Raw genomic sequence first — 22965 nt, forward strand, 5'->3', positions numbered from 1 at the left:
AAACGGGGACGCGCGGTGAATTGCGAATGAACTGGAGCGGTAGGAAACCCGGTTCGTCCGGTAGGCGGTCCCCGCCGAAGATCGCGGACTCGGGCGGCTAACCTTACGTGTCCGTCCTGGCCAGGGATTGACGGAACAACTCATGCGAAGGGTTGCGCACATGGGCATTCTCACTCTCCTGCGGAACGCATTCGGCCGCTCCCGAAAGGAGCGCACGGCCGAGGCAGAGGGTGCGACGGAGACGTCGACGCCCATTTCGTCCACGCCCGAACAGGCTTCGGCTCCGGCTCCGGCTCCGGCTCCGACGGTCCCGGACCCCCGCCCGTCTACGGACGAGCCGGACGACGAACACGAACTGGTAGCAGCAGCCTTCGACAACGTCACGGTCCCCAAGCAGTCGTCCCCGACGGACGAGCCGGTCACCGAGCCGGCGGCAAAGGCCGACCCCGAGCCGGCGGCGGAAGAGCCGAAGCCGGAGCCGGTGGCCGAGCAGCCCAAGCCGGTCGTGGAAGCGGCACCGGAGCCGGCGGTCGAGCCCGAGCCCGAGCCGGAGCCCGTGGTCGAGGAGCCGGTGGCCGCGGATGCCGCGCCTGCGGCGGAGCCGGTAGCGGAGCCTGCCGCGGAGGCGGAGCCGGTCGCGGCGGAGGTTGCCAAGCCGGTCGCGGAGCCGACCCTGGACGAGCCCGCGGCCGCCGACGGCGAGGAAGCCCCGCAGGGGCCACCCGCACCCGACAACGAAAGTGACACGGGCGGTGCGGGTGGGAACACCCCGGCCGAAGGCGAAGCCGAGGCCGAACCGCAGGCCGCCGAGCCGGTGGCGGAGCCGGTCGCGGAGCCGACCCCGGACGAGCCCGCAGCCGCCGACGGCGAGGAAGCCCCGCAGGGGCCACCCGCACCCGACAACGAAAGTGACACGGGCGGTGCGGGTGGGAACACCCCGGCCGAAGGCGAAGCCGAGGCCGAACCCCCCGCCAACGAACCCGCGGCCGGGCCCGCAACAACCCTCGCCCGCGTCAAGACCCGCGCCCCCGGCCTGGCCACCGCCTACAAGGCCGCCACCACCACCCTCAAGAAGCACAACCTCACCGGCACCCGCGCCAAGACCTACCTCGTCCTCGACCGCTCCGCGAGCATGCGCCCGTACTACAAGGACGGCTCCGCCCAGGCCCTCGCCGAGCAGACCCTCGCCCTCGCCGCCCACCTCGACGAGGACCCCACCCTCCACGTCACCTTCTTCTCCACCGAACTCGACGGCACCGGCGAACTCACCCTCGCCGACCACGAGAACAAGATCGACGAGCTGCACGCGAGCCTCGGCCGCATGGGCCGCACCAGCTACCACGTGGCGATCGAGGACGTCATCGCCGCCCACGAGAAGACGGGCACCCCGGAAACCCCCGCCCTGGTGATCTTCCAGACGGACGGCGCCCCGGACGCGAAGACCCCGGCCACGCAGGCCCTCACCGAGGCGGCCAAGACCCACCCCCACATCCACTTCGCCTTCGTCGCCTTCGGCGAGCACGACAACAAGGCGTTCGACTACCTCCGCAAGCTGAAGACGGGCAACACGTCCTTCTTCCACGCGGGCCCGACCCCCCGAGAACTGACGGACGCGGAGCTGTACCAGGGCGTACTCGAAAACTGGCGCCCGTAGAAACACCAGGCACCGGCCGCCCCCTTCCACCCCGTAAAACGGAAGGCGGGCGGCCCACCCATGTCGGCTACGATTTCAAGGTTCGTATCCAAGGCTCGTATATCGACCCGACCCGGGAGCAGCCACACATGGCTCGACACCTCATCACCAGCGCCCTTCCGTACATCAACGGGATCAAGCACCTGGGCAACATGGTGGGGTCCATGCTCCCGGCGGACGTGTACTCCCGGTACCTCCGCCAGCGCGGCCACGACGTCCTGTACATCTGCGCGACCGACGAGCACGGCACCCCCGCCGAGCTGGCCGCGAAGGAGCAGGGCCTGCCGGTGGACGAGTTCTGCGCGCAGGCGCACGACGCGCAGAAGGCGGTCTACGACGGCTTCGCGCTGGCCTTCGACTACTTCGGCCGCAGCTCCAGCCCGGAGAACCGGGACATCACCCAGCACTTCGCCCGCAAGCTGAACGAGAACGGCTTCATCGAGGAGCGGGCGATCCGCCAGGTCTACAGCCCGGCCGACGGCCGCTTCCTGCCGGACCGCTATGTCGAGGGCACCTGCCCGCACTGCGGCTACGACAAGGCCCGCGGCGACCAGTGCGAGAACTGCACCCGCGTGCTGGACCCGACCGACCTGATCAACCCGCGCTCGGCGATCTCCGGCTCCACGGACCTGGAGGTCCGCGAGACCAAGCACCTCTTCCTGCTCCAGTCCAAGCTGCAGCACGAGGTCGAGGCGTGGGTCGCCCGCCACGAGGACGACTGGCCGCAGCTGGCCTCCTCCATCGCCCGCAAGTGGCTGAACGAGGGCCTGCACGACCGCGCCATCACCCGTGACCTGGACTGGGGCGTGCCGGTCCCGGCGGACACCTGGCCGGAGCTGGCCGCCGAGGGCAAGGTCTTCTACGTCTGGTTCGACGCCCCGATCGAGTACATCGGCGCGACGAAGGAGTGGGCGGACCAGGACCCGGACAACCGCGACTGGAAGTCGTGGTGGTACGACGTGGACGACTCGGTCCGCTACACCGAGTTCATGGCGAAGGACAACGTCCCGTTCCACACGGTGATGTTCCCGGCCACCGAGCTGGGTGTGCGCGAGCCGTGGAAGAAGGTCGACTACGTCAAGGCGTTCAACTGGCTGACGTACTACGGCGGCAAGTTCTCCACCTCCCAGAAGCGCGGTGTCTTCACCGACCAGGCGCTGGAGATCCTGCCCGCCGACTACTGGCGCTACTTCCTGATCGCCAACGCCCCCGAGTCGGACGACTCCTCCTTCACCTGGGAGCACTTCACGGCGACGGTCAACAAGGACCTCGCCGACACGCTCGGCAACTTCGTCAACCGCGTGCTGTCCTTCTCCAAGAAGCGCTTCGGCGAGGAGGTCCCGGCGGGCGGCACCCCCGGTGAGGCGGAGACGCGGCTCGGCGAGGAGATCGCCCGGCTGCTGGCGGAGTACGAGGAGCACATGGAGGCCCTCCAGTTCCGCAAGGCCGCGGCCGCGCTGCGCGCGCTGTGGTCCGCGGGCAACTCCTACCTGGAGGAGAAGGCCCCCTGGCTGGAGATCAAGACCGACAAGGACGCCGCGGCGCTGACGCTGCGCACCGCGATGAACCTGATCCACCTGTACGCGGTGGTCTCCGAGCCGTTCATCCCGGCGACGTCGGCCGCCATGCGCACCGCCTTCTCCCTCACCGACGACACCGCGACCTGGGTGACGGAGGCCGAGGCCAAGTCCCTGACCTCGGTCCCGGCCGGTACGCCCTTCACGGTGCCGCCGGTGCTGTTCGCCAAGCTCACGGACGAGGACCTCGAAACGTACAAGGAGCGCTTCGGCGGGGAAACAGCGGCGTAACAGCCCTTCTCGGACCCCTCACTCGCCAGGTATATCTGGCCATGATCACGCGGCCGACCGAGGCCGCGTGACCTACGAGTGGGGGGTCCTCTCATGGCTCTTTTCGGTAACGCGCACCCGATCGACCCGGCGCAGGCGGCGCAGGACTACGCCAAGCTGCTCGGCCAGGGCGAGACGGTGCACACCGCCTACCTGCTGATCCGCGACACCATCCTGTTCACCGACCGTCGCCTGATCCTGATCGACAAGCAGGGCATCACCGGTAAGAAGACCGAGTACCACTCCATCCCCTACCGCAGCATCACGCACTTCGCGGTGGAGACGGCCGGCACCTTCGACCTCGACGCGGAGCTGAAGATCTGGGTCTCCGGCACCCAGCTCCCGATCACCAAGACCTTCACCAAGGGCGTCGACATCTACGAGGTCCAGGCGATCCTCACGCAGTACGTAGCGCGGTAGTCATGCCGCACTGACCCGCGGTCCGGCGGGCGATGACACTTACCTTCACTGTTCAGTTACTTCCGTATAGTGTTCGATTTCCACATTCATCGCCCGCCTCGCAGGAGGCGCAGTCGCCTCTAGGACCGTCGTGAAGCGCATATTGATCCGCTCCGGCAAGAGCCCCCTCCGGGTCGCCAGCCCCACCGAGTTCATCCACCAGGACCTCATCGGGACCAACACGGGCAATCTGCTCTTCAGTGACTCCGCCCACAAGATGCTGACCACGCCGGACACCGAGGTCACCTCCAACGGCATCCGCACCAACCACTCCGCCGAGCGCGCCGCGGAGATCAACGAGCAGTACGACGCCTTCGTCGTTCCCCTCGCCAACGCCTTCCGCCCCCAGTTCCAGGCGTCCCTGGACCGGCTCTCCAAGCTGATCGAACAGCTCACGATCCCGGTGGTCGTGTTCGGCGTCGGCGCCCAGGCGACCGACGACTACGCCACCGAGATGCTCAAGCCGATGGAAGCCTCCGTGAAGCGCTTCACCCGGGCCGTCCTGGACCGCTCCGCGTCCATCGGTGTCCGCGGCGAACTCACCGCCCGCTACCTGCGCGACCACGGCGTCCCGGCCGACCGCATCGACATCATCGGCTGCCCGTCGATGTTCCTGTACGGCGACACCTTCCCCGAGATCCGCGCGACCGAGATCACCGCCGACTCGCGCATCACCATCAACATGTCGCCCGACGCCGTCCCGGTCGGCGACATCGCGGGCATCGCCGCGTACGGCCACGCGCACTACCCGCACTTCACCTACTACGCGCAGAACACCGTGGACGCGGAGCTGCTGCTGTGGGGCGACACCAGCCGGGAGTCCGGCGCCACGGACCCCTTCCCCCAGCTGCTCAGCCACGCCCTGCTGCGCGAGAACAAGGTCCGCATGCCGCTGGACCCGAAGACCTGGATCGACGAGCTGCGCGGCTACGACTTCGCCTACGGCACCCGGATCCACGGCAACATCGCCGCCCTGCTCGCCGGTACGCCCGCGGTCGTGCTCACCCACGACTCCCGCACCCTGGAGCTGTGCCGGTACTTCGACATCCCGCACCGCCCGCTGTCCGGGCTGCCCGCCGACACCGACCCGCGGGACCTGTACGAGGCCGCCGACTTCTCGGCGATGATCAAGGGACACGGCGAGCGGTTCGAGCGCATCACCGCGTTCCTCACCCGCAACGGCCTGGACAACGCCTACCAGCACGGCGACGGCGGCGCCGCCTTCGACGCACGGCTGGCCGCGCTGGACCTGCCCGCCTCGATGGAGGTCTGGGACGGCACCGAGGACGGCCGCAACCGCTACCGCATGAGCAGGCTGCGCGAGCGGATCACCGTCTCCGAGACCAAGCTCGCCACGGTCACCAGGAAGAACACCGAGCTGCGCGCCAAGCTGTCCGCTGCCGAGAAGCGCGCCAAGGAAACCGGCGAGCGGCTCGACGCCGCGGTCGAGCAGCTGGAGGCCACCCGCAAGCAGCTCGCGTCGATGGAGCGACGCCTCGCGGGCGTCGAGAAGCGCGTCCTGGTCCGCCTCGGCCCGGCCCTGCGCCGCCGCAGCCGCAAGCTCACCGGCGTCGGAAAGCACTGACGCCCCACTGACCCGGGTGATCAAGCGCTGATAGCATCCGGCCACTTGTGCGAGGGCGGGGGCCGGTTCCTGCCCGGGTCTTTGTCCCGGAGGACGTTCTGATGCGCAGATGGGCCGTGGTCGGGTTGCTGGCGGCGGGGCTGACCGTGGGGACGCTGGGGCCCGCTCGGGCCGTGCACGGCGGGACGCCGGGTGACTTCAACGGGGACGGCTACCGGGACGCCGTGGTGCCCGCGCCGGGGGCGGATGTCTCCGGCAAGGAGGCGGCGGGGGCCGTGGTCGTGCTGTACGGCTCCAAGTCGGGGCTGTCCGCGAGCAACCGGAAGACGATCACGCAGAACACCTCCGGGGTGCCGGGCTCGGCGGAGGCGTACGACCGGTTCGGGGCGGCCACCGCGACGGCCGACCTGAACCGGGACGGGTACGCCGACCTGCTGGTGGGCTCGCCGTACGAGGACACCACACAGGGCGAGGACGCGGGCACGGTCACGGTCCTGTGGGGCAGCAAGAGCGGGCTGACCAGCGCGACCAACCTGCGCTCGCCGAGCGACGGCCCGCGCCGCTACGGCCTGGACGTGGCCGCGCTCAGCACCGGCGCCGGGGCGAGGACCCAGATCCTCGTCGCCGGGTACGACGGGCTGGTCCGCGTCACCGGCCCGTTCACCAGGAGCGGCGGCATCGGCTCCGCCGAGTGGAGCCAGAACACCCCCTCCGTCGGGTCCGTCGCCCTCGGCGACCTCAACGGCGACGGCGTACCGGACCCGGCCGTCGCCACCGTCCGGCTGCACGACATCAGCGGCGGCGAGATCTACACCGAACCCGCCTACGGCAAGCAGCTCCGGGGCAACGGCCTGATCACCGCCTCCGGTGACATCAACGGCGACGGCTACGCCGACCTCGTGGCCGGTGACCCCGACGAGCCCCTGGCCGCGGGCCAGGACGGCGCCAAGGGCGGGCGGATCCTGGTCTGGTACGGCTCGGCGGACGGCATCACGGGCGAGACGCAGCCCGGGGAGATCACGCAGGACACCCCGGGCGTACCCGGCGGCAGCGAGAAGGGCGACGCCTTCGGCGCCGGGCTCGCCGTGGCCGACCTCGACCGGGACGGCAGGGCGGACATCCTGGTCGGCGCGCCGTACGAGGCCGTCGGCAGCGCGCGAGGCGCGGGCATGGTCACCGTGATCCCCGGCCGTCCCTCCGGCACGCTCGGCACCGGCTCGTACTCCTTCACCCAGAACACCTCCGGCGTCCCCGGCGGTTCGGAGACCGACGACTTCTTCGGCGCGACGGTCGCCGCGGGCGACGTGAACAAGGACGGCAAGCCCGACCTGTTCATCGGCGGCCCCGGCGAGAACAACCACACCGGCGCGGTCTGGACCCTCCCCGCCGCCACCCCCACCGGCAGCAAAATGCACACAGCCTCCGCCCTCGGCCTCACCCAGTCCTCCAGCACCCTCCTGAGCGGCCCCGGCCTCCTCTGGACCATCTGACCCTCCGCCCCGGCTGGCCTTTCAGGCCGCCAGGACCTCGATTCCGTGGGCGAAGAGGGCTGCCTGGACCCGGTTGTCGACGCCGCACTTGGCGTAGACGGCGCTGATGTACGACTTCACCGTGCCCGCGCTGAGGCTGAGGCGCTTGCCGATTTGTTGGTTGGTCAGGCCCTGGCCGAGCAGGACGAGGACTTCGCGCTCGCGGAAGGAGAGGGGCAGGGGCGCTGCTCCGATCTCGCGGGCCTCGGTCCGGACCGCCGCGGTTCCGCCCTGGCGGATCCAGGACGCGGGCAGGACGGCGGCGCCCGCGGCGAGGGTGTGCACGGCGTGCGACAGCGCGCTCGCGTCCGCGTCCTCGGGCAGGTATCCGCAGGCGCCCGGGGGCAGGCCGACCGCGGAGGGGCGGGTTCCGGCCTCGCCGAGCAGGGCGACCGGGACCTCGTGCTCGTCCCCGCTTCTCAGTGCGGAGAGCAGTCGGCCGATACCGGGCAGGGCACGGGACGCGAGGACGACCGAGCACCGCCCGCTCCGCGCCCGGGCCAGCACCTCGTCGACGTCGCCGTGGCTCGCGACCGCGAACTCACCGTGGCTGGAAAGCGAGCCGCCGCCGTCACCGCCACGGTCCTCGGCGCCTTCATGATCGCGGCCACCGCGACGCCGTTCTTCCTGAAGAGCGCGCTGAACATGAGCAAGGACTCCGCCACCACCGCCTACCAGGCGATCATGACCGGCATGGACGTGGCCTCCGCCATCGGCCTGGTCTCCGGTGGTCTCGCCGTGGGCTCCATCGTGATCTGGGGCGTCAAGCAGGCCATCAAGAAGGGCGGCAAGAAGGCCGTCATCGCCTAAGGGCGGACACAGGCGCAGGCCGGCTCCCGACCCCGGGGGCCGGCCTGCCCGCCCCCTGCGCAAGCCCGTACAGGCAGACGGCGAGAGGTACGTGGAGATGACCGGCGCGCTCTTCCGGAGGCAGTGGCCCGCCGTGGCGTGCGGCGCCCTGCTCTGGCTCATGGCGTTCGGGGCGGGCTGGTGGTGGGCGCCCGCCGACCCCACCGGGGTGAGCCGCGCCCCCAAGAACGGCGACTGGGATCTGTACACGGAGATCCTGGCGCGGAACGTAGGCGTCTCCGCAGCCCTCTTCCTCGGTGTCGTCACGTTCGGCGTGATGACGATCCCGCTGACTCTCCTGACCGGCATCCTCGCCGGTTACTACGGAGGACAGGGCAGCGCCGTCCTCGGCGCGGAGGGCGTCGTACGGCACCTGCTGCCGCACATGCCCCTGGAGCTGGCCTGTCTCGCGCTCGCCGCGGCGGCCGGACTCGTGCCGCTGGTGGCCTGGGCACGCGTCGGGCTCACGGGGAGAGCGGGAGAACCGGCGGGGGGCACGGTGCCGCGCGGGGTGACGGGCTTCGTCGCCCGCTCGGGGTTCCCGGACGCCTGCCGGCTGTGGGGTGTGGCGGTTGCGGGACTGATCGTTGCTGCGGGAATCGAGACTTGGGTGAGCACATGAGTACGGCCGCGTGGGACACGGACACGGCGGAGGAGCAGGAGAAGGACGGCGGCCGGCCGGCCGCGGACGGAACCGGCGTGGACCGGCAGGCCGGGCCGAACGGTCCGGCGGAGCGCGCGGCCCGCGCGTCCGGGCTCCCGGCCTACCGCGCGGACGAGCCCGCCGAGTCCGCCGAGCCCGCCGCGACGGGCGGGTCCCCGGCCGGCCGCCTCCCGGGACGCCGCCTCCACGCCCTCGGCGTCTGCGCCCTCGTCCTCGCCACCCTGGGCTTCGGCATACCGCTGGGCGGCGAGATACGCGCACGCGTCAAGGAGCGCGTCGGCCCGGTGTCCGACGGCGCGATCGACGTGGGCACCGGCATCGCCTGGTCCACCACCGCGCTCGCCAACATCGTTACGCTCGGCGTCCTCGGCGTCCTCGTGGGCGTCCTCGGCGCGATCGGCCTGCGCCACCTGCCGCTGCCCGGTGAGCGACAGCCCCGCCTCCCCGGCGACTTCACCGCCCTGCGGCGGGCGTTCACGCTCGGCTGGATCGCCTTCGTCCTCACCAAGCTGACCTGCTGGACCCTGACCCGGCTCGCCACGGGCGGCTCGACGGCGTGGGCCGTGCCGTCTGTGACCCACCTCGACGCCTGGCTGCCCCTGCTGCCCTGCACCCTGCTGGTCACCGGCCGGGTCATCGGGGCGAGCCGGCCGCGCGCCGCCGCCGTCGCGGCCGGGATCACCACCCTGTACGCGACCGCGCTCTGGTCGCTGCCGTCCTGATCCTCCCGTCCCTGCCCGCGTTCTTGCCCACCCCCGCGTTTCGGAGAACCATGCTGCACCGCCTCCTCTTCAGCACCCTGGGGAACCCCAAGCTGATCCAGTTCCTGCTGCGCTGCTGGACGGTGGTGACGGACGGCATCGCCCGGCCGGGCGTGCGGATCGCGGGCGGGGTGCTCGCGGCGGCGGCCGGGGCGAGCGCCCTGGCGTACGCCGCGGTCTTCCGGGCCACGACCGATGAGACCCGACGGGCCGTGGAGGCGTCCCCGGACCTGCGCGGTGAGCCCGGGAACGTGATGGACGTCCTCCAACTGCTCAGCGCGGTCTGGCTGGTCAGCGGTATCGCCCTGCTCGTGCTGGGCCTGCTGGTCGCCCTCGCCCGCTGGGGCAGCGTCCTGATCATCGTGGGCGGTGTGCTGTGGTGGGCGCCGCTCGGCCTGCTCGGTCTGTATCTGCCGACCGCGTCCGCGCCGAAGGTCCTCGCCGTGCTGTTCGTGGCCCTGGTCGTGCCGGCGACCCTGCTGTGTCCGGCGCAGCGGTTCGGCGGTGCGCGGGCCGGCGCGACCTCATGACGCCGACGCGGCAGCCCGCCCGGTTCCGTACTGTCGTCGCGCTCTGCCTCGCCGACATCCGCCGGCGGCTCAATCTCCTCGCCGGTACCGGCCCTTCGGCACGCAGGCGCCGGAAGGCCGCGTGGGTGGTCGTCGGCGCGGGTGCCGCCGCCACGCTCGGGGCGCTGACCGTCGTGGGGCGCACGCTCGGCGCGCTGGCTCCGCCGGGGCCCGCCGTACGGACGGAACTGGCGGCCTGGACGTGGGCGCCCGTCGCCGTGTGGTTCCTGCACCGGATCCTGAGCGCGGAACCGGCGAAGGCCCGCGCGCTGGTGAGCCCGCCCGACGCGGACGTGCTGCGGACGCTCCCGGTGTCCCGGGGCCAGCTCGTCACCGCCCGGCTCGTCCTGCCCGCCGCCGCGATCGCCGCCTCCGTCCTGTGCGCGGCCACCGCGATCGGGGTGCCCTGGCTCGCGGCGGGCGCCGAGGGGCGCCGGCTGCTCCCCGTGTTCCTGGTGCACTGCGCGGGCGCGGCCGTGACCGGTACGGCGCTGCACATCGCCCTGGTGACGGCCCTGATGGTCCGGGTCGTCCGGATCCCCCATCTGCCGCGGCTGATCGTCTCAGCGGTGGCGGGCGCGCTCGCCGGTGTCCTCGCGGCGCCGTTCGTACGGGCCCTGACGGGGGGCGACGGCCCCTCCCGGGAGGACACGGCACGGATCGTCGGGCGCGCGCTCACCGACGCGCGCCCCCAGGTGTGGAACGTGGCGCACCGGCCGGAGTCGGCCGCCTGGACCGCCCTCGCGTACACCGCCGTCACGCTCGCCCTGGTCGGTGCGGCCGTGCTCCGGGTGCGCGCGACCGTGCGCCGGGACGCCGGTACTGCTGAGGGCCGCCCGGCGGTCGCCCGGCGCCGGTCACCGGCGACCGGGGCGTGGCCCTCGTCGCCGTACGCCCTGGTCTTCCGGGTCACCTGGCTGCGGTTCCTGCGCGGCCATCCCCAGACGGTCGGAGGACTGGCGCGGCTCCAGCGCCTGGGCGTGCTGCTCGGGTCGGCGTGCCTGGGCCTCGTACTGAGCCTCGGCGGACCGCTGTGGCACCTGCCGTTCGCGGCCGTGGCCGGGATCTTCGTGGCTGCCGCGCTGATCACGACGGGTGAGGTCGTGCAGGTCTGCGGCATCGAGGCGGACCGCGCGGGCTGGGAGGCGCTGCGGCAGTCGCCGCGTGCGGCCGGTGGCTGGGTGGCGGCGAAGGCGGCCACCGCCTCGGTCGCGGTGGCCGTGGTGACCGGACCGTTCGCCCTGGGGGCCGCGGCGCTGTGCGGGGTGCACGGCCCGGCCGGGTGGGCGCGGGCGGTGCTGGCCCTCGCCGTGGTGTCCGCGGCCGCCGGGTGCGCCGTCGTGCTGACGTACTTCTGCGTGCCCCGCTCCGAGTCCTTCGCCGACGGCCGGATCACCCGCGCCCCGGCCGCCGAGGTCACGGAGGGGCTCTTCGTCGCGCTCCTCACCGTGCCGGTCACGGCGGGCGCCGGACTGAGCGGCCCGGTGCACGCGGCCCTGCTCCTCCTTTCCCTCGGTGCCGGGTACGCCGCGCTGCGCGCCACGGCCCGCAATGACTTCAGTCCCCGGAGTTCCTCGTGATCGACATCAAGAACCTCGTCGTACGCCGTGGCGAGGAGTGCGTGCTGCGCGACTTCGACGCCCATGTGCCCGAGGGCACGTCGGTACGCGTCACCGGACCGAACGGCAGCGGCAAGAGCACCCTCCTGCGCGTGATCGCCGGCCTCACCGCACCGGACGCGGGCCAGGTCACCGTCGCCGGGCACCCGCCCGCCGACCCCGCCGTACGGGCCCTGCGCGGCTTCGTCCAGGAGCCGCCGCCGCTGTACGAACACCTCACCGCCGACGAGCAGTTGTGCCTGGTCGCGGGCGTGTGGCGGCTGCGCGCCCGGGACCTGCGGGACCGCGCCGCCGCGCTGGGGCTCGGCGACCGCTTCGACGTCCTCGTCGGCGAACTCTCCCTGGGCCAGCGCAAGAAGCTCGGTTACCTGTGCGCCACCGCGCACGAGCCGCGCCTGGTCCTGCTCGACGAACCCTTCAACGGGCTCGACGCGCAGGCCGAGCAGGCGGTACGCGACGACCTCGCCCGCTGGCGGGCCGACGGCCGCACCCTCGTCCTCGTCTCCCACTCCGACGCCTCGGTGGCGGGCCTGGTGGACGACACGCTCACCGTGGGGGCGGACGCGTGATCGAGGTCAGGGATCTGGTGAAGTCCTACGGCGGGCGCCGGGTCCTGGACGGTCTGACGTTCACGGCCGAACCGGGCCGCGTCACGGCGTTCCTGGGGCCCAACGGCGCGGGCAAGAGCACCACCCTGCGGATGATCCTCGGCCTCGGCATCCCCGACGCCGGCCACGCCCTCGTGAACGGCGTCCGCTACGCCGAACTCCGCGACCCGCTGCGCACCGTGGGCGCCCTGCTCGACGCGTCCGCCTGCCATCCCGCGCGCAGCCCCCGCGCCCACCTCACCTGGCTCGCCCGCACCCAGCGCATTCCCGCGGCGCGCGTGGACGAGGTGCTCGGCCTGGTGGGTCTGGCTCCGGCCGCGCGGCGGCCCGTACGGGGCTTCTCGCTCGGCATGCGGCAGCGGCTCGGTATCGCCGTCGCCCTGCTCGGCGACCCCGGGACGGTGATCCTGGACGAGCCCATGAACGGCCTCGACCCCGAGGGCATCCAATGGCTGCGCGGCCTGCTGCGCGCCCTCGCCGACGAGGGCCGTACGGTCCTGGTCTCCAGCCACCTCATGCGCGAGATGGCGGTGGTCGCCGACCAGGTCCTGGTGATCGGCCGGGGCCGGGTCCTCGCGGACGGCGGCCTCACCGAGTTCCTGGAGACCGACCTTCCACCGGTCCGCCTGGTCACGCCCCGGCTCGACGAACTCTCCCGCGCCCTGCGGGCGGAAGGAGCCCGGGTGACCCACGACAGCGACCCGCACCGGGCCACCGTGACCGGCCTGACGAGCGCCCGCATCGGCGACATCGCGGCCCAGAACGCCTGGAGCGTGCACGAACTGACTCCCGTACGGCCCTCGTTGGAGGAGGCGTATATGCGCCTGACCGCGGAGGCGGTGGAGTACCGGTCGGCGACGGCCGCGTCGACCAAGAAGGAGGCCGCGTCCCATGCGTCCCTCAAGTGACCGCCAGGCGCCGGGCGGCGGCCCGCGCGACTTCGCCGCCGCCGAGTGGACGAAGCTCCGTTCCCTGCGCTCCACTTGGGCCCTGCTCGCCCTCGGCACCGTGCTCACGGTCCTGGTGAGCCTGCTGTTCTGCGCGCTGATCGGTCCCGAGTTCCGCCGCGCGGACTCCGCCCAGCGGCGCGCGCTCGACCCGGTGGGGCTCACCTTCACCGGGCTCCAGTTCGGCCAGGTGCCTCTGGTGATCCTCGCGGTAATGGCGGTCGGGAACGAGTACGGCACCGGCATGATCCGCACCAGCCTCGCCGCCATACCGCGCCGGGGCGCACTGCTCACCGCCAAACTGGCCGTACTCGGCGCGACCGGTGCCGTCTGGGGCCTGCTCACCGGCGCGGTCGCCCTCACCGCCGGAAGCACCGTGCTCGGCGCGTCGGTCCCACTGCACACGGACGCGGTACGGGCGCTGGCCGGGGCGGGGGCGTACACGGGCCTGCTCGCGGTGCTCGCGGCGGCGCTCACCTTCATGGTGCGCCGCTCGCTCACCGCACTCGGCGTGCTGCTCCCCTTCCTGTTCGTCGTCTCGGGCGCCCTCGCCGCCACCCCACAACTCCGCTCCCTGGCCCGCCTCCTCCCGGACCGCGCGGGCCTGCGCCTGACCCAGGTCCACCAGGACGCCGGCGACCTGTCCCCGGCGGCGGGCGGCGGGGTACTGCTGCTGTGGGCGGCCGTGGCGGCGACGGGCTCGTACGTCGCGCTGCGCCGCCAGGACTGCTGAGCCGGTCAGCTCTTAACGGCGTACGCCACGAAGCCCACCCACGCCTCCGGCGCGACAGCGAGATGCGGGCCGGTGTCCTGGCACTTGGAGTCGCGGACGTGGATGGTGCCGGGGGTGGTGGCTACCTCTACGCAGGAATCGCCGTCAGGGCCGCTGCTGTAGCTGCTCTTGAACCACGCCAGTTCGCAGGCGTCCCCGGAGGTGGAGGTGCCACTCATGCTCTGCCCAGCCACGGGACCGTCAGCTCGCAGCCGCATGCGTGACGAAGTCGGCCCACGCCTCGGCGGCGACGGCGAAGCGGCGACCGGTGTCGCGGTGCTTGGAGTCACGGACGTGGACGGTGCCGGGCGTGTGGGCGACCTCGACGCAGGAGTCGCCGTCAGGGCCGCTGCTGTAGCTGCTCTTGAACCACGCCAGTTCGGAGGCTTCACCGGCGGAGGCCTTACGGATCATGTCTCTCCCAGCAGTTGCTCAATGAAGGCCAACGACTCCCCAGGTGGGAGAGCCTGTGCCCGGATCGTGCCATACCGCAGCTCAAGGATGCGGAGCTGCTTCAGATCCGTGACGGGACGCCCGTTGAACGCCCCGTCCGAGCGTCCGACAGCCGTACCGTCCTCGAACTTCAGTAACTCGATCCTGCCGCTCATGCCAGGGTGAGGCGCGCTGTCCATCGGCATCAGCTGGAGGGAGACGTAGCTCAACGACCCCACCTCCAGCAGGCGTTCGAATTGCTGCCGCCGGACCATTGTGCCTCCAACGTTGCGCCGCAGCGTCGCCTCTTCCAGGACAAAGCTCAGCGCGGGTGCGGGGCACCGTTCGTAGATCGTTTGCCGAGCGACACGAGCGGCTACCCGGCGCTCCAAGTCCTCCGGCGTATAGGCGGGAAGCCAGGACTCCAGCAGCGCCCTGGTGTGGTCCGAAGTCTGAAGCAGACCTGGGATGTTGCTGTTCTCGTACACCCCGATCTCAACCGCCCGCGCCTCCATCTGGGCCAGGTCCCGCACCTTCTTCGGATACCGGACCTTCTTCACGTCCTCCCAGGCCGCGGCGACGAGCCCGCCCGCGCCCAACACCTCGTCGGCCCTGTCCAGATACTCCTTCCTGGGAATCCGCTTCCCGCCCTCGATCTTGTAGACCATGTCCTCGCCGTACCCCACGGCCTTGCCGAAGTCGGCGGCGCGCATCCCCACCGCCTCGCGCCGCAGCTTCAACTGCCGCCCCACGGTGGCGACTACGGCCACGCCCCACTCGTCGTCCGGATCCACCTCCCACCCCGGCTCGTCCGCCTCGGTCCGCAGCCGTGCCGCCTCCGCGTCCACCGACATGTCCCGTGCCGCCCCTCCGTCGTACCGCCTCGTACCCGCCACGCCTCTACCCGTACGGGCCGCTCCGACAGCCCGGACAGCACCGGACAACGACCGGACAGTCACCGTACGCAACCGCAGCGTCACTCCTCACGGTAAGCAAATACGGCCACGCTGAGTGACGTGATCCAGAAACTCACCGCACCGGCAGGACAGCCCGCGCACCCCGAGGGCCACATCCGCAACTTCCGTGTCCTGCTGTCCCCCACACCGCGCGGCGCCCGCCTGGCCCGCCTGCTCGCCACGGAGCAACTGCGCACCTGGGCACTGCCGGTGGACCCGGCGGCGAACATCGTCGCGGAGCTGGCGGCCAACGCGGCCACCCACGGCCGCGTACCGGGCCGGAGCTTCCAGCTCCTGCTCTACGTCGTGGGCGACACCCTGCGCATCGAGGTCACCGACACACAGGGTGACGGGCTACCGCAGCCGAAGGAAGCCACCGCGCACACCGCCGAAGCCGGCCGCGGCCTGCTCGTCGTCACCGCCCTCGCCGACCGCTGGGGAGTCGACCGCAACCTGCCACCCCGCAAGACGGTCTGGGCCGAGATCACGGTCCCCCTGGCGACGTGAACAAGGACGCCAAGCCCGCGCCGCCTTCCGAGCGGCGCTCAGCGCTCCCCCTCCCGGTCAGGGCGCTGAGTGGCGGGTCCAGGTGGCGGCGGAGGCGGAGGCGGGCCGACCCGTCCGGCGCGCTGCTGGTCGTAGTGCTCCACGAGTTGGCGATCCCTCTCGTACCGGCGCCGCATCCACCGTGGCGTCATCACGGCGAGCACCACCAGGGCGATGCCCACAAGCACCGCTGCGAAGCGTCCGTCGGGACGGTCACGCAGCACCCACGCCAAGGCGAAGCACGCAAACCGAGCACACCGACGAAGACCGCGAGACTCCTGCTCCCCTCGGCCTCGTACGCAGCGACTCCTCGCCTCTTCTGTGCGATCTCGACGGCCGCCCCGGGCTCCAGGAGCGGACCGCCCGCATCCAGACGGTCCTGAGTCTGCTGGGCACGTCGACGAGCCGTCGGGGAGTCGTCCCGCACGAAGATCAGGCGCATCGTGCCCCTGCTCGGCATCCCCCGCCAGGCGGTCTTGTCCTTCTCCTGTCGGCCTTTCAAGCGTGGTCGAAGACCACGAGCATGGTGCCACCCACGTGGTCGGCGGCATCGCTCGGCCGGGGGTGCGGATCGCGAGCGGGGTGCCGACGCGGTGGCGTGACACGGCCGTACCCCGGGCGGTACGGCCGTGTCGCACCGTTCCCGGCCGTCAGGTGCCGGTGTTTGTGGCGTCCGGGTCGACGCCCATCGTGATCGAGCCGGTGACGCCCTTGGCGATGTTCTTCTTGTTGTACTTCAGCTTCAGGAGGCCGCCCGTGGTGCCGGACTGGTCGTAGATGGTGTCCTCCTCCAGCGTCGTGCGCTCGGTCGTCGAGGTGGAGTACGGCTCGACCTCGGCGGCGGCGAGGACGGACGCCTCGTCGAAGAAGAACTGGCCGGTGTGGCAGGTGTGGCCGCCCTCGTAACCGGAGTCCGTCCACTCGCCGTCCACATGGACCTTGGTGTGGATGTGGACGGTACGGCCGCGGTACCAGCCCGGGAAGATCGTGCGGAAGGTGACCCGGCCCTGCTTGTCGGTCCTCCAGGTGCCGCGCAGATAGCGCTCGTCGTCGGTGGGCTCCTCGTGGATCCCGCCGCCGGTGCCGCCGGAGGGAGGTTCACCAGTCGGTTCGCCGGACGGCGGCTCGCCCGTGGGCGCGTCCGTGGGGGGCGTTCCGCCGCCTCCGCCGCCGCCCGTCGACAGGCTCTCGTAGCCCGAGTAGATGCCGAGCGCGTCGCAGTGCCAGATGTCGACGGCGGCGCCCGCGATGGGCTCGCAGGTCTCGCTGTCGATCACCTTGAGGTTCAGGACGAGCGGGATGCCCTCCTTGTCCTCGGTGATGTCCCGCCGGATCTTGTCGGCGTCGATGTAGTACGGCCCTTCGGTGGTCTCCGAGGTGAGCCGGTAGCAGGTCTCGGCCGAGCCGCTCTTCTTGCCGCTCGCCCCGCTCGTACCGCTCTTGCCGCTCTCGTCCGCGAACGCGCCCGCCGCGAAGGAGGCACCGACGCCCACCGCCACGGCGGCGCCCGCGCCCGCCACGACGACCTTGCGGCGCGTCAGATCCCGTTTGTGCTTGGGCCCTTGGGCCGTTTCGTTTCCCGTCATGGGAAGGAACGTAGGGAACCAGCCTGTCAGGAACATGAGGACGAGCTGGGGCCCGCCCACGAAGAACAGGAAACGCGAAGGCGCCCGGACCGGGTGGGGTGGTCCGGGCGCCTGTCCTTGGTTACTTCGGCTGCGGCTTGCGCACCGACAGGTGCAGTTCCTTCAGCCGGGCCTCGTCCAGCTCGGTCGGCGCGCCCATCATCAGGTCCTGGGCGTTGCCGTTGAGCGGGAAGGCGATGGTCTCGCGGATGTTCGGCTCGTCGGCGAGGAGCATGACGATACGGTCCACGCCGGGGGCGATGCCGCCGTGCGGCGGGGCGCCGAAGCGGAACGCGCGCAGCATGCCCGCGAACTGCTCCTCGACGGTCTCGCGGTCGTAGCCGGCGATCTCGAAGGCCTTGAGCATGATCTCCGGCTCGTGGTTCCGGATCGCGCCGGAGGACAGCTCGACGCCGTTGCAGACGATGTCGTACTGCCAGCCGAGGATGTCCAGCGGGTCCTGGGTCTCCAGGGCCTCAAGGCCGCCCTGCGGCATGGAGAACGGGTTGTGCGAGAAGTCGATCTTCCCGGTCTCCTCGTCCTTCTCGTACATCGGGAAGTCGACGATCCAGCAGAACCGGAAGACGTTCTCCTCGAAGTGCCCGGCACGCTTGGCGGCCTCGACCCGGACGGCGCCCATGATCTTGGAGACCTCGTCGAACTCGCCCGCGCCGAAGAACACGGCGTGACCGGCGGCCAGGGAGAGGCGCTTGGTCAGCTCGGCGACGTTCTCCTCGGTGAGGAACTTGGCGATCGGGCCGGTCAGCGAGCCGTCCTCCGCCACCCGCACCCAGGCCAGGCCCTTCGCGCCCAGCGAGACGGCGAAGTCGCCGAGCTGGTCGAAGAACTTCCGCGGCTGGTCCTGGACCGCCGGCACCGGCAGCGCGCGCACGTGCTTGCCCGCGAAGGCCTTGAACTCCGAGCCCTCGAAGATGTCGGTGATGTCGACCAGTTCGAGCTGGGCGCGCAGGTCGGGCTTGTCCGAGCCGTACTTCAGCATCGCCTCGCGGAACGGGATCCGCGGGAACGGCGAGGTGACGTGGCGGCCGTTGCCGAACTCCTCGAACAGCTCGGTCATGAGCTTCTCGATCGGCTGGAAGACGTCCTCCTGCTCGACGAAGCTCATCTCGACGTCGAGCTGGTAGAACTCGCCCGGCGAGCGGTCGGCGCGGGCGTCCTCGTCACGGAAGCAGGGCGCGATCTGGAAGTACCGGTCGAAGCCCGAGATCATCAGCAGCTGCTTGAACTGCTGCGGCGCCTGGGGGAGGGCGTAGAACTTGCCCGGGTTCAGGCGGGACGGGACGACGAAGTCGCGGGCGCCCTCGGGGGAGGTCGCGGACAGGATCGGGGTCGCCATCTCGTTGAAGCCGAGGGCCGTCATCTTGTGACGGATCGCCGAGATGACCGCCGTGCGCAGCATGATGTTCTTGTGCATGCGCTCGCGGCGCAGGTCCAGGAAGCGGTACTCAAGGCGCCGCTCCTCGTTGACCCCGTCCTCGGTGTTGATCGTGAACGGCAGCGGGGCGGCCGCGCCCAGCAGCTCGACCTCGGAGACCTCGACCTCGATCTCGCCGGTCGGCAGGTCGGGGTTCACGTTCTCCGCGCCGCGCGAAACGACCTTGCCGTCGACCCGGACCGTGGACTCCTTCGACAGCTTGTCCAGGGCCTCGTAGGCGGCGGTGCCGGGCCGGGCGACGAGCTGCGTGATGCCGTAGTGGTCGCGCAGATCGATGAAGAGGATGCCGCCCAGGTCGCGCCGATTGTGCAGCCAGCCACTCAGCCGGACGTCGCTTCCGACGTCAGAGGCGCGGAGCTCGCCGCAGGTGTGGGACCTGTACCGATGCATCGTCGTTCATCCAGTCTTCGCGGATCGGGGATCTGTTTCACGTGAAACGCCCTCCAAGACTACCGGCCGGGCCAAGATCGCCTCCCCTCATTACCGCCGGGGCTTCGGTGGCAGGGTGCGATCGCCTGTTCTTAGAGTGGGTCAATGCGCACTGGTGAGCCCCTGCCCGCCGTGGGGGAGGTACTCGCCGCCCTGGCTACCGGGCAATGGCACTGGTCCACCGCAACCGGTCTGGTCACGGTGGACGCGGAGGCGGCCAGGCTGCTCGGGCTGCCCGAGGAGGCCGCCACCCTGCGCGAGAACCAGGTGCGCGCCCGGCTCCACCCGGTCGACTGGAACGAGATCACCGGGGTCATCCAGCTCGCCGTCGCCGAGGGCACGCTCGGCGAGGTACGGGTACGGATCATGGACGAGCGGGGCGAGGTCGTGCGTATCACCCGCTCCCGCTTCAAGCCCGCCTTCGACCCGGGCAAGCGGGCCTACGAGGTGATCGGCACCCTTCAGGAGGTCACCGAGCCCACCCCGGGCACCCCGGCCGGGCGGCGGGCGGTCACCGGGGACTGGCGGCGCTCCCGGGAGGCGTTCCTGCTGGACGCGGGGCGGGCCCTGGCGGAGGCCCGTTCCACGGCGGAGGTGCTGCGGGTGGCGGCGGGGCTGTCGATGCCGGGGTTCTCCCCGGACGGGCTCGCGGTCTTCGGGGTGGAGGGGGACCGGCTGACGATCATCGGCCACCACGGGCAGCAGCCCGGCGACGAGGACCCCTTCACCCAGATGTCCCTGGAGACCGACTACCCGGCCGCCGAGGTGGTCCGCACCGGCCGGGCCGTCTATCTCTCCTCCCCCGAGCAGTACCGCGCCCGCTACCCGGTGACCTGGCCGCTGGCGGCCCACTTCGGGCGCCGCTCGTGGGCGTTCCTGCCGCTGACGGTGGCCGGGCGGACCATGGGCGCCTGGATGGCGGCCTTCACCTACCCGGTGGCGTTCACGCCCGACGAGCGCTCGGTGCTGACCACGGTGGCCCGGATGCTGGCCCAGGCACTGTCCCGCGCGGGCGCCGCGGAGACCCAGCGCGAGCTGACCGACGGACTCCAGCGCTCGATGCTGCCGGTGCTGGGCGTGCAGGAGATACCCGGCATGAGCGTGGCCGCGCGCTACGTCCCCACCGGCGGCGGCCTCCAGGTCGGCGGTGACTGGTACGACATGATCCCGCTGCCGGGCGGACGGTTCGCCCTGGTCATCGGGGATGTGCAGGGCCACGACGTCCGGGCGGCGGGCCTGATGGGCCAGCTCCGGATAGCGCTGCGCGCCTACGCCTCCGAGGGCCACCGCCCGGACGCCGTGCTCTCCCGCGCCTCCCGCTTTCTGCACGGCATGGCCGAGGACGACCCCGACCTGCTCGACCTGCGCTTCGCGACCTGCCTGTACGTCGAGGTGGACCCCGCCTCGGCGACCCTGGACATCGCCCGCGCCGGGCACCCGGACCCGGCGATCCGGATGGCGGACGGCACGGTGCTGACCCGGCCCACGGCGGGCGGGCTGCCGCTCGGGATCGACCCGGACGCGGACTATCCGACCACCCGGCTCACCCTGGAGCCCGGCGAGACGATGCTGCTGTGCACGGACGGCCTGATCGAGACCGGCGGCCACGACCTGGACTCGGGCTGGAAGAGGCTGCGGGCGATCCTGGAGGACCACGACGGCGATCTGGAGGCGCTGGCCGACGCCCTGGTCCAGGCTGTGCACGGTCCCTCCTCGCACCACACCACGGGCCCGCTCGCGGACCGCCGCGAGGACGACATCGCGGTGCTGCTGCTGTGCCGGGAGGGGGAGGGCTGCGGTTGCGGGGAGACGGTGACGGCGGATCGGCCGCCGGTGCGCCGCGCCATGCTGACCGTGGCCCAGGACGAGCCCGAGCGGGTCGCGGTGGCCCGGCACCAGCTCAGGGAGCTGCTGCACGACTGGGAGTGCGAGGAGCAGGTGGACTCCGCGGTCCTGCTGCTCTCCGAGACGCTGACCAATGTCCTGGTGCACACCGACGCGGACGCCCTGCTGCTGGCGGAGGTGCACCACGGGGCGGGCAGGCGCCGGATGCGGGTGGAGGTCACCGACACCAGCGACGACCTGCCGCACAAGCGCAGCCCCGGCGAACTGGCCTCCTCCGGCCGGGGCCTGATGCTGATCGAGCTGCTCGCGGACACCTGGGGGGTGGACCCGCGCGGCGAGGGCAAGAGCATCTGGTTCGAGCTGGTGGAGCCCGCCCGAGACGAGGAGCCGTAGCCGGTCCTGCTGGACCCCGGCCAGGACAAGGTCCCGCAGCGGCCGGACAGCCCCGCCCAGAGCACTGTCCCGCAGCGGCCGGACAGCCCCGCCCGAGGCGAGGGCCCCGAAGCAGCCGGACAGCCCCCGCCCATGACGAGGGAGCCGGAGCGCGGCGGAACACCCCCAGAGCGAAGGCCCGGAGCAGTCCCCACGGACCCCGCCCGAGGCGAGGGCCCCGGAGCCGGTCCCGACCGACGGCCCCGCTCAGGGCGCGGAGCCGTACCGGGTCCTGAGTTCCTCCACGACGCCGAAGGCCGCCGCGGTGAGCGGTACGGCGAGCAGCATGCCGAGGATGCCGGCCACGGAGGCGCCCGCGGTGATCGTCACCATCACCATCGCCGGGTGCATCTGCACGGTCCGGCTCTGGATCATCGGCTGGAGCACATGCCCCTCCAGCACCTGTACGGCGAGGACGACGCCGAGCGCCCACAGAGCGATCACGAACCCCCGGTCGGCGAGCGCGACCAGCACGGCGACGGCGCCGGAGAGGAAGGCGCCGAGGTAGGGGATGTAGGCGCCGACGAAGACCAGGGCGCCGAGTCCGGCGGCGCCCGGCACGTCGAGGATCAGCAGGCCGATGGTGATGCAGACGGCGTCGATGAAGGCGATGAAGGTGGTGCCGCGCATGAACCCCTCGACGGCCTGGAAGGCCCGCCGGGCCATGGCCTCCAGCATGTCGGCGCTGCCGGGCGGGGAGAGTGAGCGCAGGGTCTCGGCGGCCCGGTCGGAGTCGCGCAGGAAGAAGAAGACCAGCAGCAGCGCCAGTACGGCCATGGCGATGGACTCGCCGACCACGCTGACCCCGCTGATGACTCCGGAGGCGGCGGTGCCGCCGAACTTGGTGAGCAGGTCCCGGGCGTTGGCGGCGATGTCGTCCAGGGAGGTCCCGGCCGCCCCGAAGTGCCGGGCGAGATCCCGGCCCGCGGTGCGGAGCGACCGTACGATCTCGTCCCCGCTGTCGATGAGCGCGGCGACGACGATGTACACGGCGCCGCCGACCACGGCCACCACGGCGACGCAGGTCAGCGCGGCGGCCACGGACCGGTGGACGTGGGCGTTGACGAGCCGCCGGTGGAGCGGCCCGAGCAGCGCGGTGCCGAGCAGCGCGAGCAGCACCGGTACCACGGCGGTGCGCAGTTCGGCGCAGAGCAGGACGCCGACGTAGCCGACGCCGGCCACCAGGAGGATGACGGCGCACCACGCTCCGGCGCGGCGCACGGGTTCGGGGAGCAGCGGTCGCGAGTCCTGCACCCGCCCAGCCGATCACGCCCCGAGTGGGCCCACCTCCCGGCAGGCCCACCCGGGTGACGGGGTGTCAGTCCTCGCTCTGCGGGGTCGT

22 protein-coding genes are annotated in these 22965 nt (G+C 71.8%); 15 read left to right on the forward strand and 7 right to left on the reverse strand.

Going from position 1 to position 22965, the window contains the following annotated elements:
- The first annotated feature begins 160 nt into the window (after positions 1–160).
- The 5 genes from GA0115233_RS10200 to GA0115233_RS10220 all read left to right on the forward strand — a co-directional run bounded on the left by GA0115233_RS10200 (position 161) and on the right by GA0115233_RS10220 (position 7074).
- Positions 161–1654 carry a VWA domain-containing protein gene (locus tag GA0115233_RS10200; protein ID WP_093719823.1) on the forward strand — a complete coding sequence of 498 codons (1494 nt, stop codon included), beginning with the start codon at positions 161–163 and terminating at the stop codon, positions 1652–1654.
- A gap of 128 nt (positions 1655–1782) precedes the next feature.
- Complete coding sequence (metG, locus tag GA0115233_RS10205) at positions 1783–3501, forward strand: methionine--tRNA ligase (RefSeq protein ID WP_093719824.1); 1719 nt, start codon at positions 1783–1785, stop codon at positions 3499–3501.
- Positions 3502–3594: 93 nt separating this feature from the next.
- Positions 3595–3960 carry a PH domain-containing protein gene (locus GA0115233_RS10210; RefSeq protein WP_093719825.1) on the forward strand — a complete coding sequence of 122 codons (366 nt, stop codon included), beginning with the start codon at positions 3595–3597 and terminating at the stop codon, positions 3958–3960.
- 130 nt (positions 3961–4090) lie between these two features.
- Positions 4091–5584, forward strand: coding sequence for a polysaccharide pyruvyl transferase family protein (locus GA0115233_RS10215; RefSeq protein ID WP_093719826.1), 1494 nt, complete (start codon positions 4091–4093; stop codon positions 5582–5584).
- 101 nt (positions 5585–5685) lie between these two features.
- Positions 5686–7074: an FG-GAP-like repeat-containing protein gene (locus tag GA0115233_RS10220; protein ID WP_093719827.1), complete on the forward strand. Its 1389-nt coding sequence runs from the start codon at positions 5686–5688 to the stop codon at positions 7072–7074.
- A gap of 21 nt (positions 7075–7095) precedes the next feature.
- Here the strand turns inward: GA0115233_RS10220 and GA0115233_RS40580 are convergent, their stop codons facing one another.
- A complete protein-coding gene (locus GA0115233_RS40580) occupies positions 7096–7620 on the reverse strand; it encodes a helix-turn-helix transcriptional regulator (protein ID WP_093719828.1) in 525 nt (174 codons plus the stop codon).
- A gap of 39 nt (positions 7621–7659) precedes the next feature.
- Between GA0115233_RS40580 and GA0115233_RS40585 the strand changes: the two genes are divergently transcribed.
- The 8 genes from GA0115233_RS40585 (at position 7660) to GA0115233_RS10265 (ending at position 13863) form a co-directional block, all read left to right on the forward strand.
- Positions 7660–7923 carry a hypothetical protein gene (locus tag GA0115233_RS40585; protein WP_141689495.1) on the forward strand — a complete coding sequence of 88 codons (264 nt, stop codon included), beginning with the start codon at positions 7660–7662 and terminating at the stop codon, positions 7921–7923.
- Positions 7924–8020: 97 nt separating this feature from the next.
- Positions 8021–8584, forward strand: a complete 564-nt coding sequence (locus tag GA0115233_RS10235) for a stage II sporulation protein M (RefSeq protein ID WP_107406425.1) — start codon at positions 8021–8023, stop codon at positions 8582–8584.
- On the forward strand, positions 8581–9348 hold the full coding sequence (locus GA0115233_RS10240) for a hypothetical protein (protein ID WP_093719831.1): 768 nt from the start codon (positions 8581–8583) through the stop codon (positions 9346–9348). The genes GA0115233_RS10235 and GA0115233_RS10240 overlap by 4 nt, the downstream gene beginning before the upstream one ends.
- Positions 9349–9398: 50 nt before the next feature.
- Positions 9399–9917 (forward strand): hypothetical protein, encoded by a 519-nt coding sequence (locus tag GA0115233_RS10245; RefSeq protein ID WP_093719832.1) that lies wholly within the window; start codon positions 9399–9401, stop codon positions 9915–9917.
- Positions 9914–11536, forward strand: coding sequence for a hypothetical protein (locus GA0115233_RS10250; RefSeq protein ID WP_141689496.1), 1623 nt, complete (start codon positions 9914–9916; stop codon positions 11534–11536). Before GA0115233_RS10245 ends, GA0115233_RS10250 begins: the two co-directional genes overlap by 4 nt.
- Complete coding sequence (locus GA0115233_RS10255) at positions 11533–12144, forward strand: ATP-binding cassette domain-containing protein (RefSeq protein ID WP_093719834.1); 612 nt, start codon at positions 11533–11535, stop codon at positions 12142–12144. Before GA0115233_RS10250 ends, GA0115233_RS10255 begins: the two co-directional genes overlap by 4 nt.
- On the forward strand, positions 12141–13091 hold the full coding sequence (locus tag GA0115233_RS10260) for an ATP-binding cassette domain-containing protein (RefSeq protein ID WP_093719835.1): 951 nt from the start codon (positions 12141–12143) through the stop codon (positions 13089–13091). Before GA0115233_RS10255 ends, GA0115233_RS10260 begins: the two co-directional genes overlap by 4 nt.
- Positions 13075–13863, forward strand: coding sequence for an ABC transporter permease (locus tag GA0115233_RS10265; protein ID WP_093719836.1), 789 nt, complete (start codon positions 13075–13077; stop codon positions 13861–13863). Before GA0115233_RS10260 ends, GA0115233_RS10265 begins: the two co-directional genes overlap by 17 nt.
- Before the next feature lie 5 nt (positions 13864–13868).
- On the opposite strand, the gene GA0115233_RS10270 is transcribed toward GA0115233_RS10265, so the two are convergent.
- The 3 genes from GA0115233_RS10270 to GA0115233_RS10280 are packed head-to-tail and all read right to left on the reverse strand — an operon-like array spanning position 13869 to position 15188.
- A complete protein-coding gene (locus GA0115233_RS10270) occupies positions 13869–14081 on the reverse strand; it encodes a DUF397 domain-containing protein (protein ID WP_093719888.1) in 213 nt (70 codons plus the stop codon).
- 22 nt (positions 14082–14103) lie between these two features.
- A complete protein-coding gene (locus tag GA0115233_RS10275) occupies positions 14104–14316 on the reverse strand; it encodes a DUF397 domain-containing protein (RefSeq protein WP_093719837.1) in 213 nt (70 codons plus the stop codon).
- The gene (locus GA0115233_RS10280; protein WP_093719838.1) at positions 14313–15188 is read right to left on the reverse strand and encodes a helix-turn-helix domain-containing protein; all 876 of its coding nucleotides are present in this window, start codon (positions 15186–15188) and stop codon (positions 14313–14315) included. The genes GA0115233_RS10275 and GA0115233_RS10280 overlap by 4 nt, the downstream gene beginning before the upstream one ends.
- A 162-nt stretch (positions 15189–15350) precedes the next feature.
- Here GA0115233_RS10280 and GA0115233_RS10285 point away from each other — a divergent pair, with 162 nt between their 5' ends.
- Positions 15351–15797 carry an ATP-binding protein gene (locus GA0115233_RS10285; protein WP_093719839.1) on the forward strand — a complete coding sequence of 149 codons (447 nt, stop codon included), beginning with the start codon at positions 15351–15353 and terminating at the stop codon, positions 15795–15797.
- 689 nt (positions 15798–16486) lie between these two features.
- Here GA0115233_RS10285 and GA0115233_RS10295 read toward each other — a convergent pair.
- Together GA0115233_RS10295 and aspS are read right to left on the reverse strand one after the other, a co-directional pair.
- Positions 16487–17422 carry an intradiol ring-cleavage dioxygenase gene (locus tag GA0115233_RS10295; RefSeq protein ID WP_093719841.1) on the reverse strand — a complete coding sequence of 312 codons (936 nt, stop codon included), beginning with the start codon at positions 17420–17422 and terminating at the stop codon, positions 16487–16489.
- Between the two features lie 121 nt (positions 17423–17543).
- Positions 17544–19307 (reverse strand): aspartate--tRNA ligase, encoded by a 1764-nt coding sequence (gene aspS / locus GA0115233_RS10300; protein ID WP_093719842.1) that lies wholly within the window; start codon positions 19305–19307, stop codon positions 17544–17546.
- Positions 19308–19451: 144 nt separating this feature from the next.
- Here aspS and GA0115233_RS10305 point away from each other — a divergent pair, with 144 nt between their 5' ends.
- The gene (locus GA0115233_RS10305) at positions 19452–21584 is read left to right on the forward strand and encodes a SpoIIE family protein phosphatase (protein ID WP_093719843.1); all 2133 of its coding nucleotides are present in this window, start codon (positions 19452–19454) and stop codon (positions 21582–21584) included.
- 246 nt (positions 21585–21830) lie between these two features.
- Here GA0115233_RS10305 and GA0115233_RS10310 read toward each other — a convergent pair whose 3' ends face one another.
- Positions 21831–22877 (reverse strand): AI-2E family transporter, encoded by a 1047-nt coding sequence (locus GA0115233_RS10310; RefSeq protein WP_093719844.1) that lies wholly within the window; start codon positions 22875–22877, stop codon positions 21831–21833.
- Between the last annotated feature and the right edge of the window lie 88 nt (positions 22878–22965).

This window comes from Streptomyces sp. DI166 (assembly GCF_900091315.1).
GTDB lineage: Bacteria > Actinomycetota > Actinomycetes > Streptomycetales > Streptomycetaceae > Streptomyces > Streptomyces fuscus.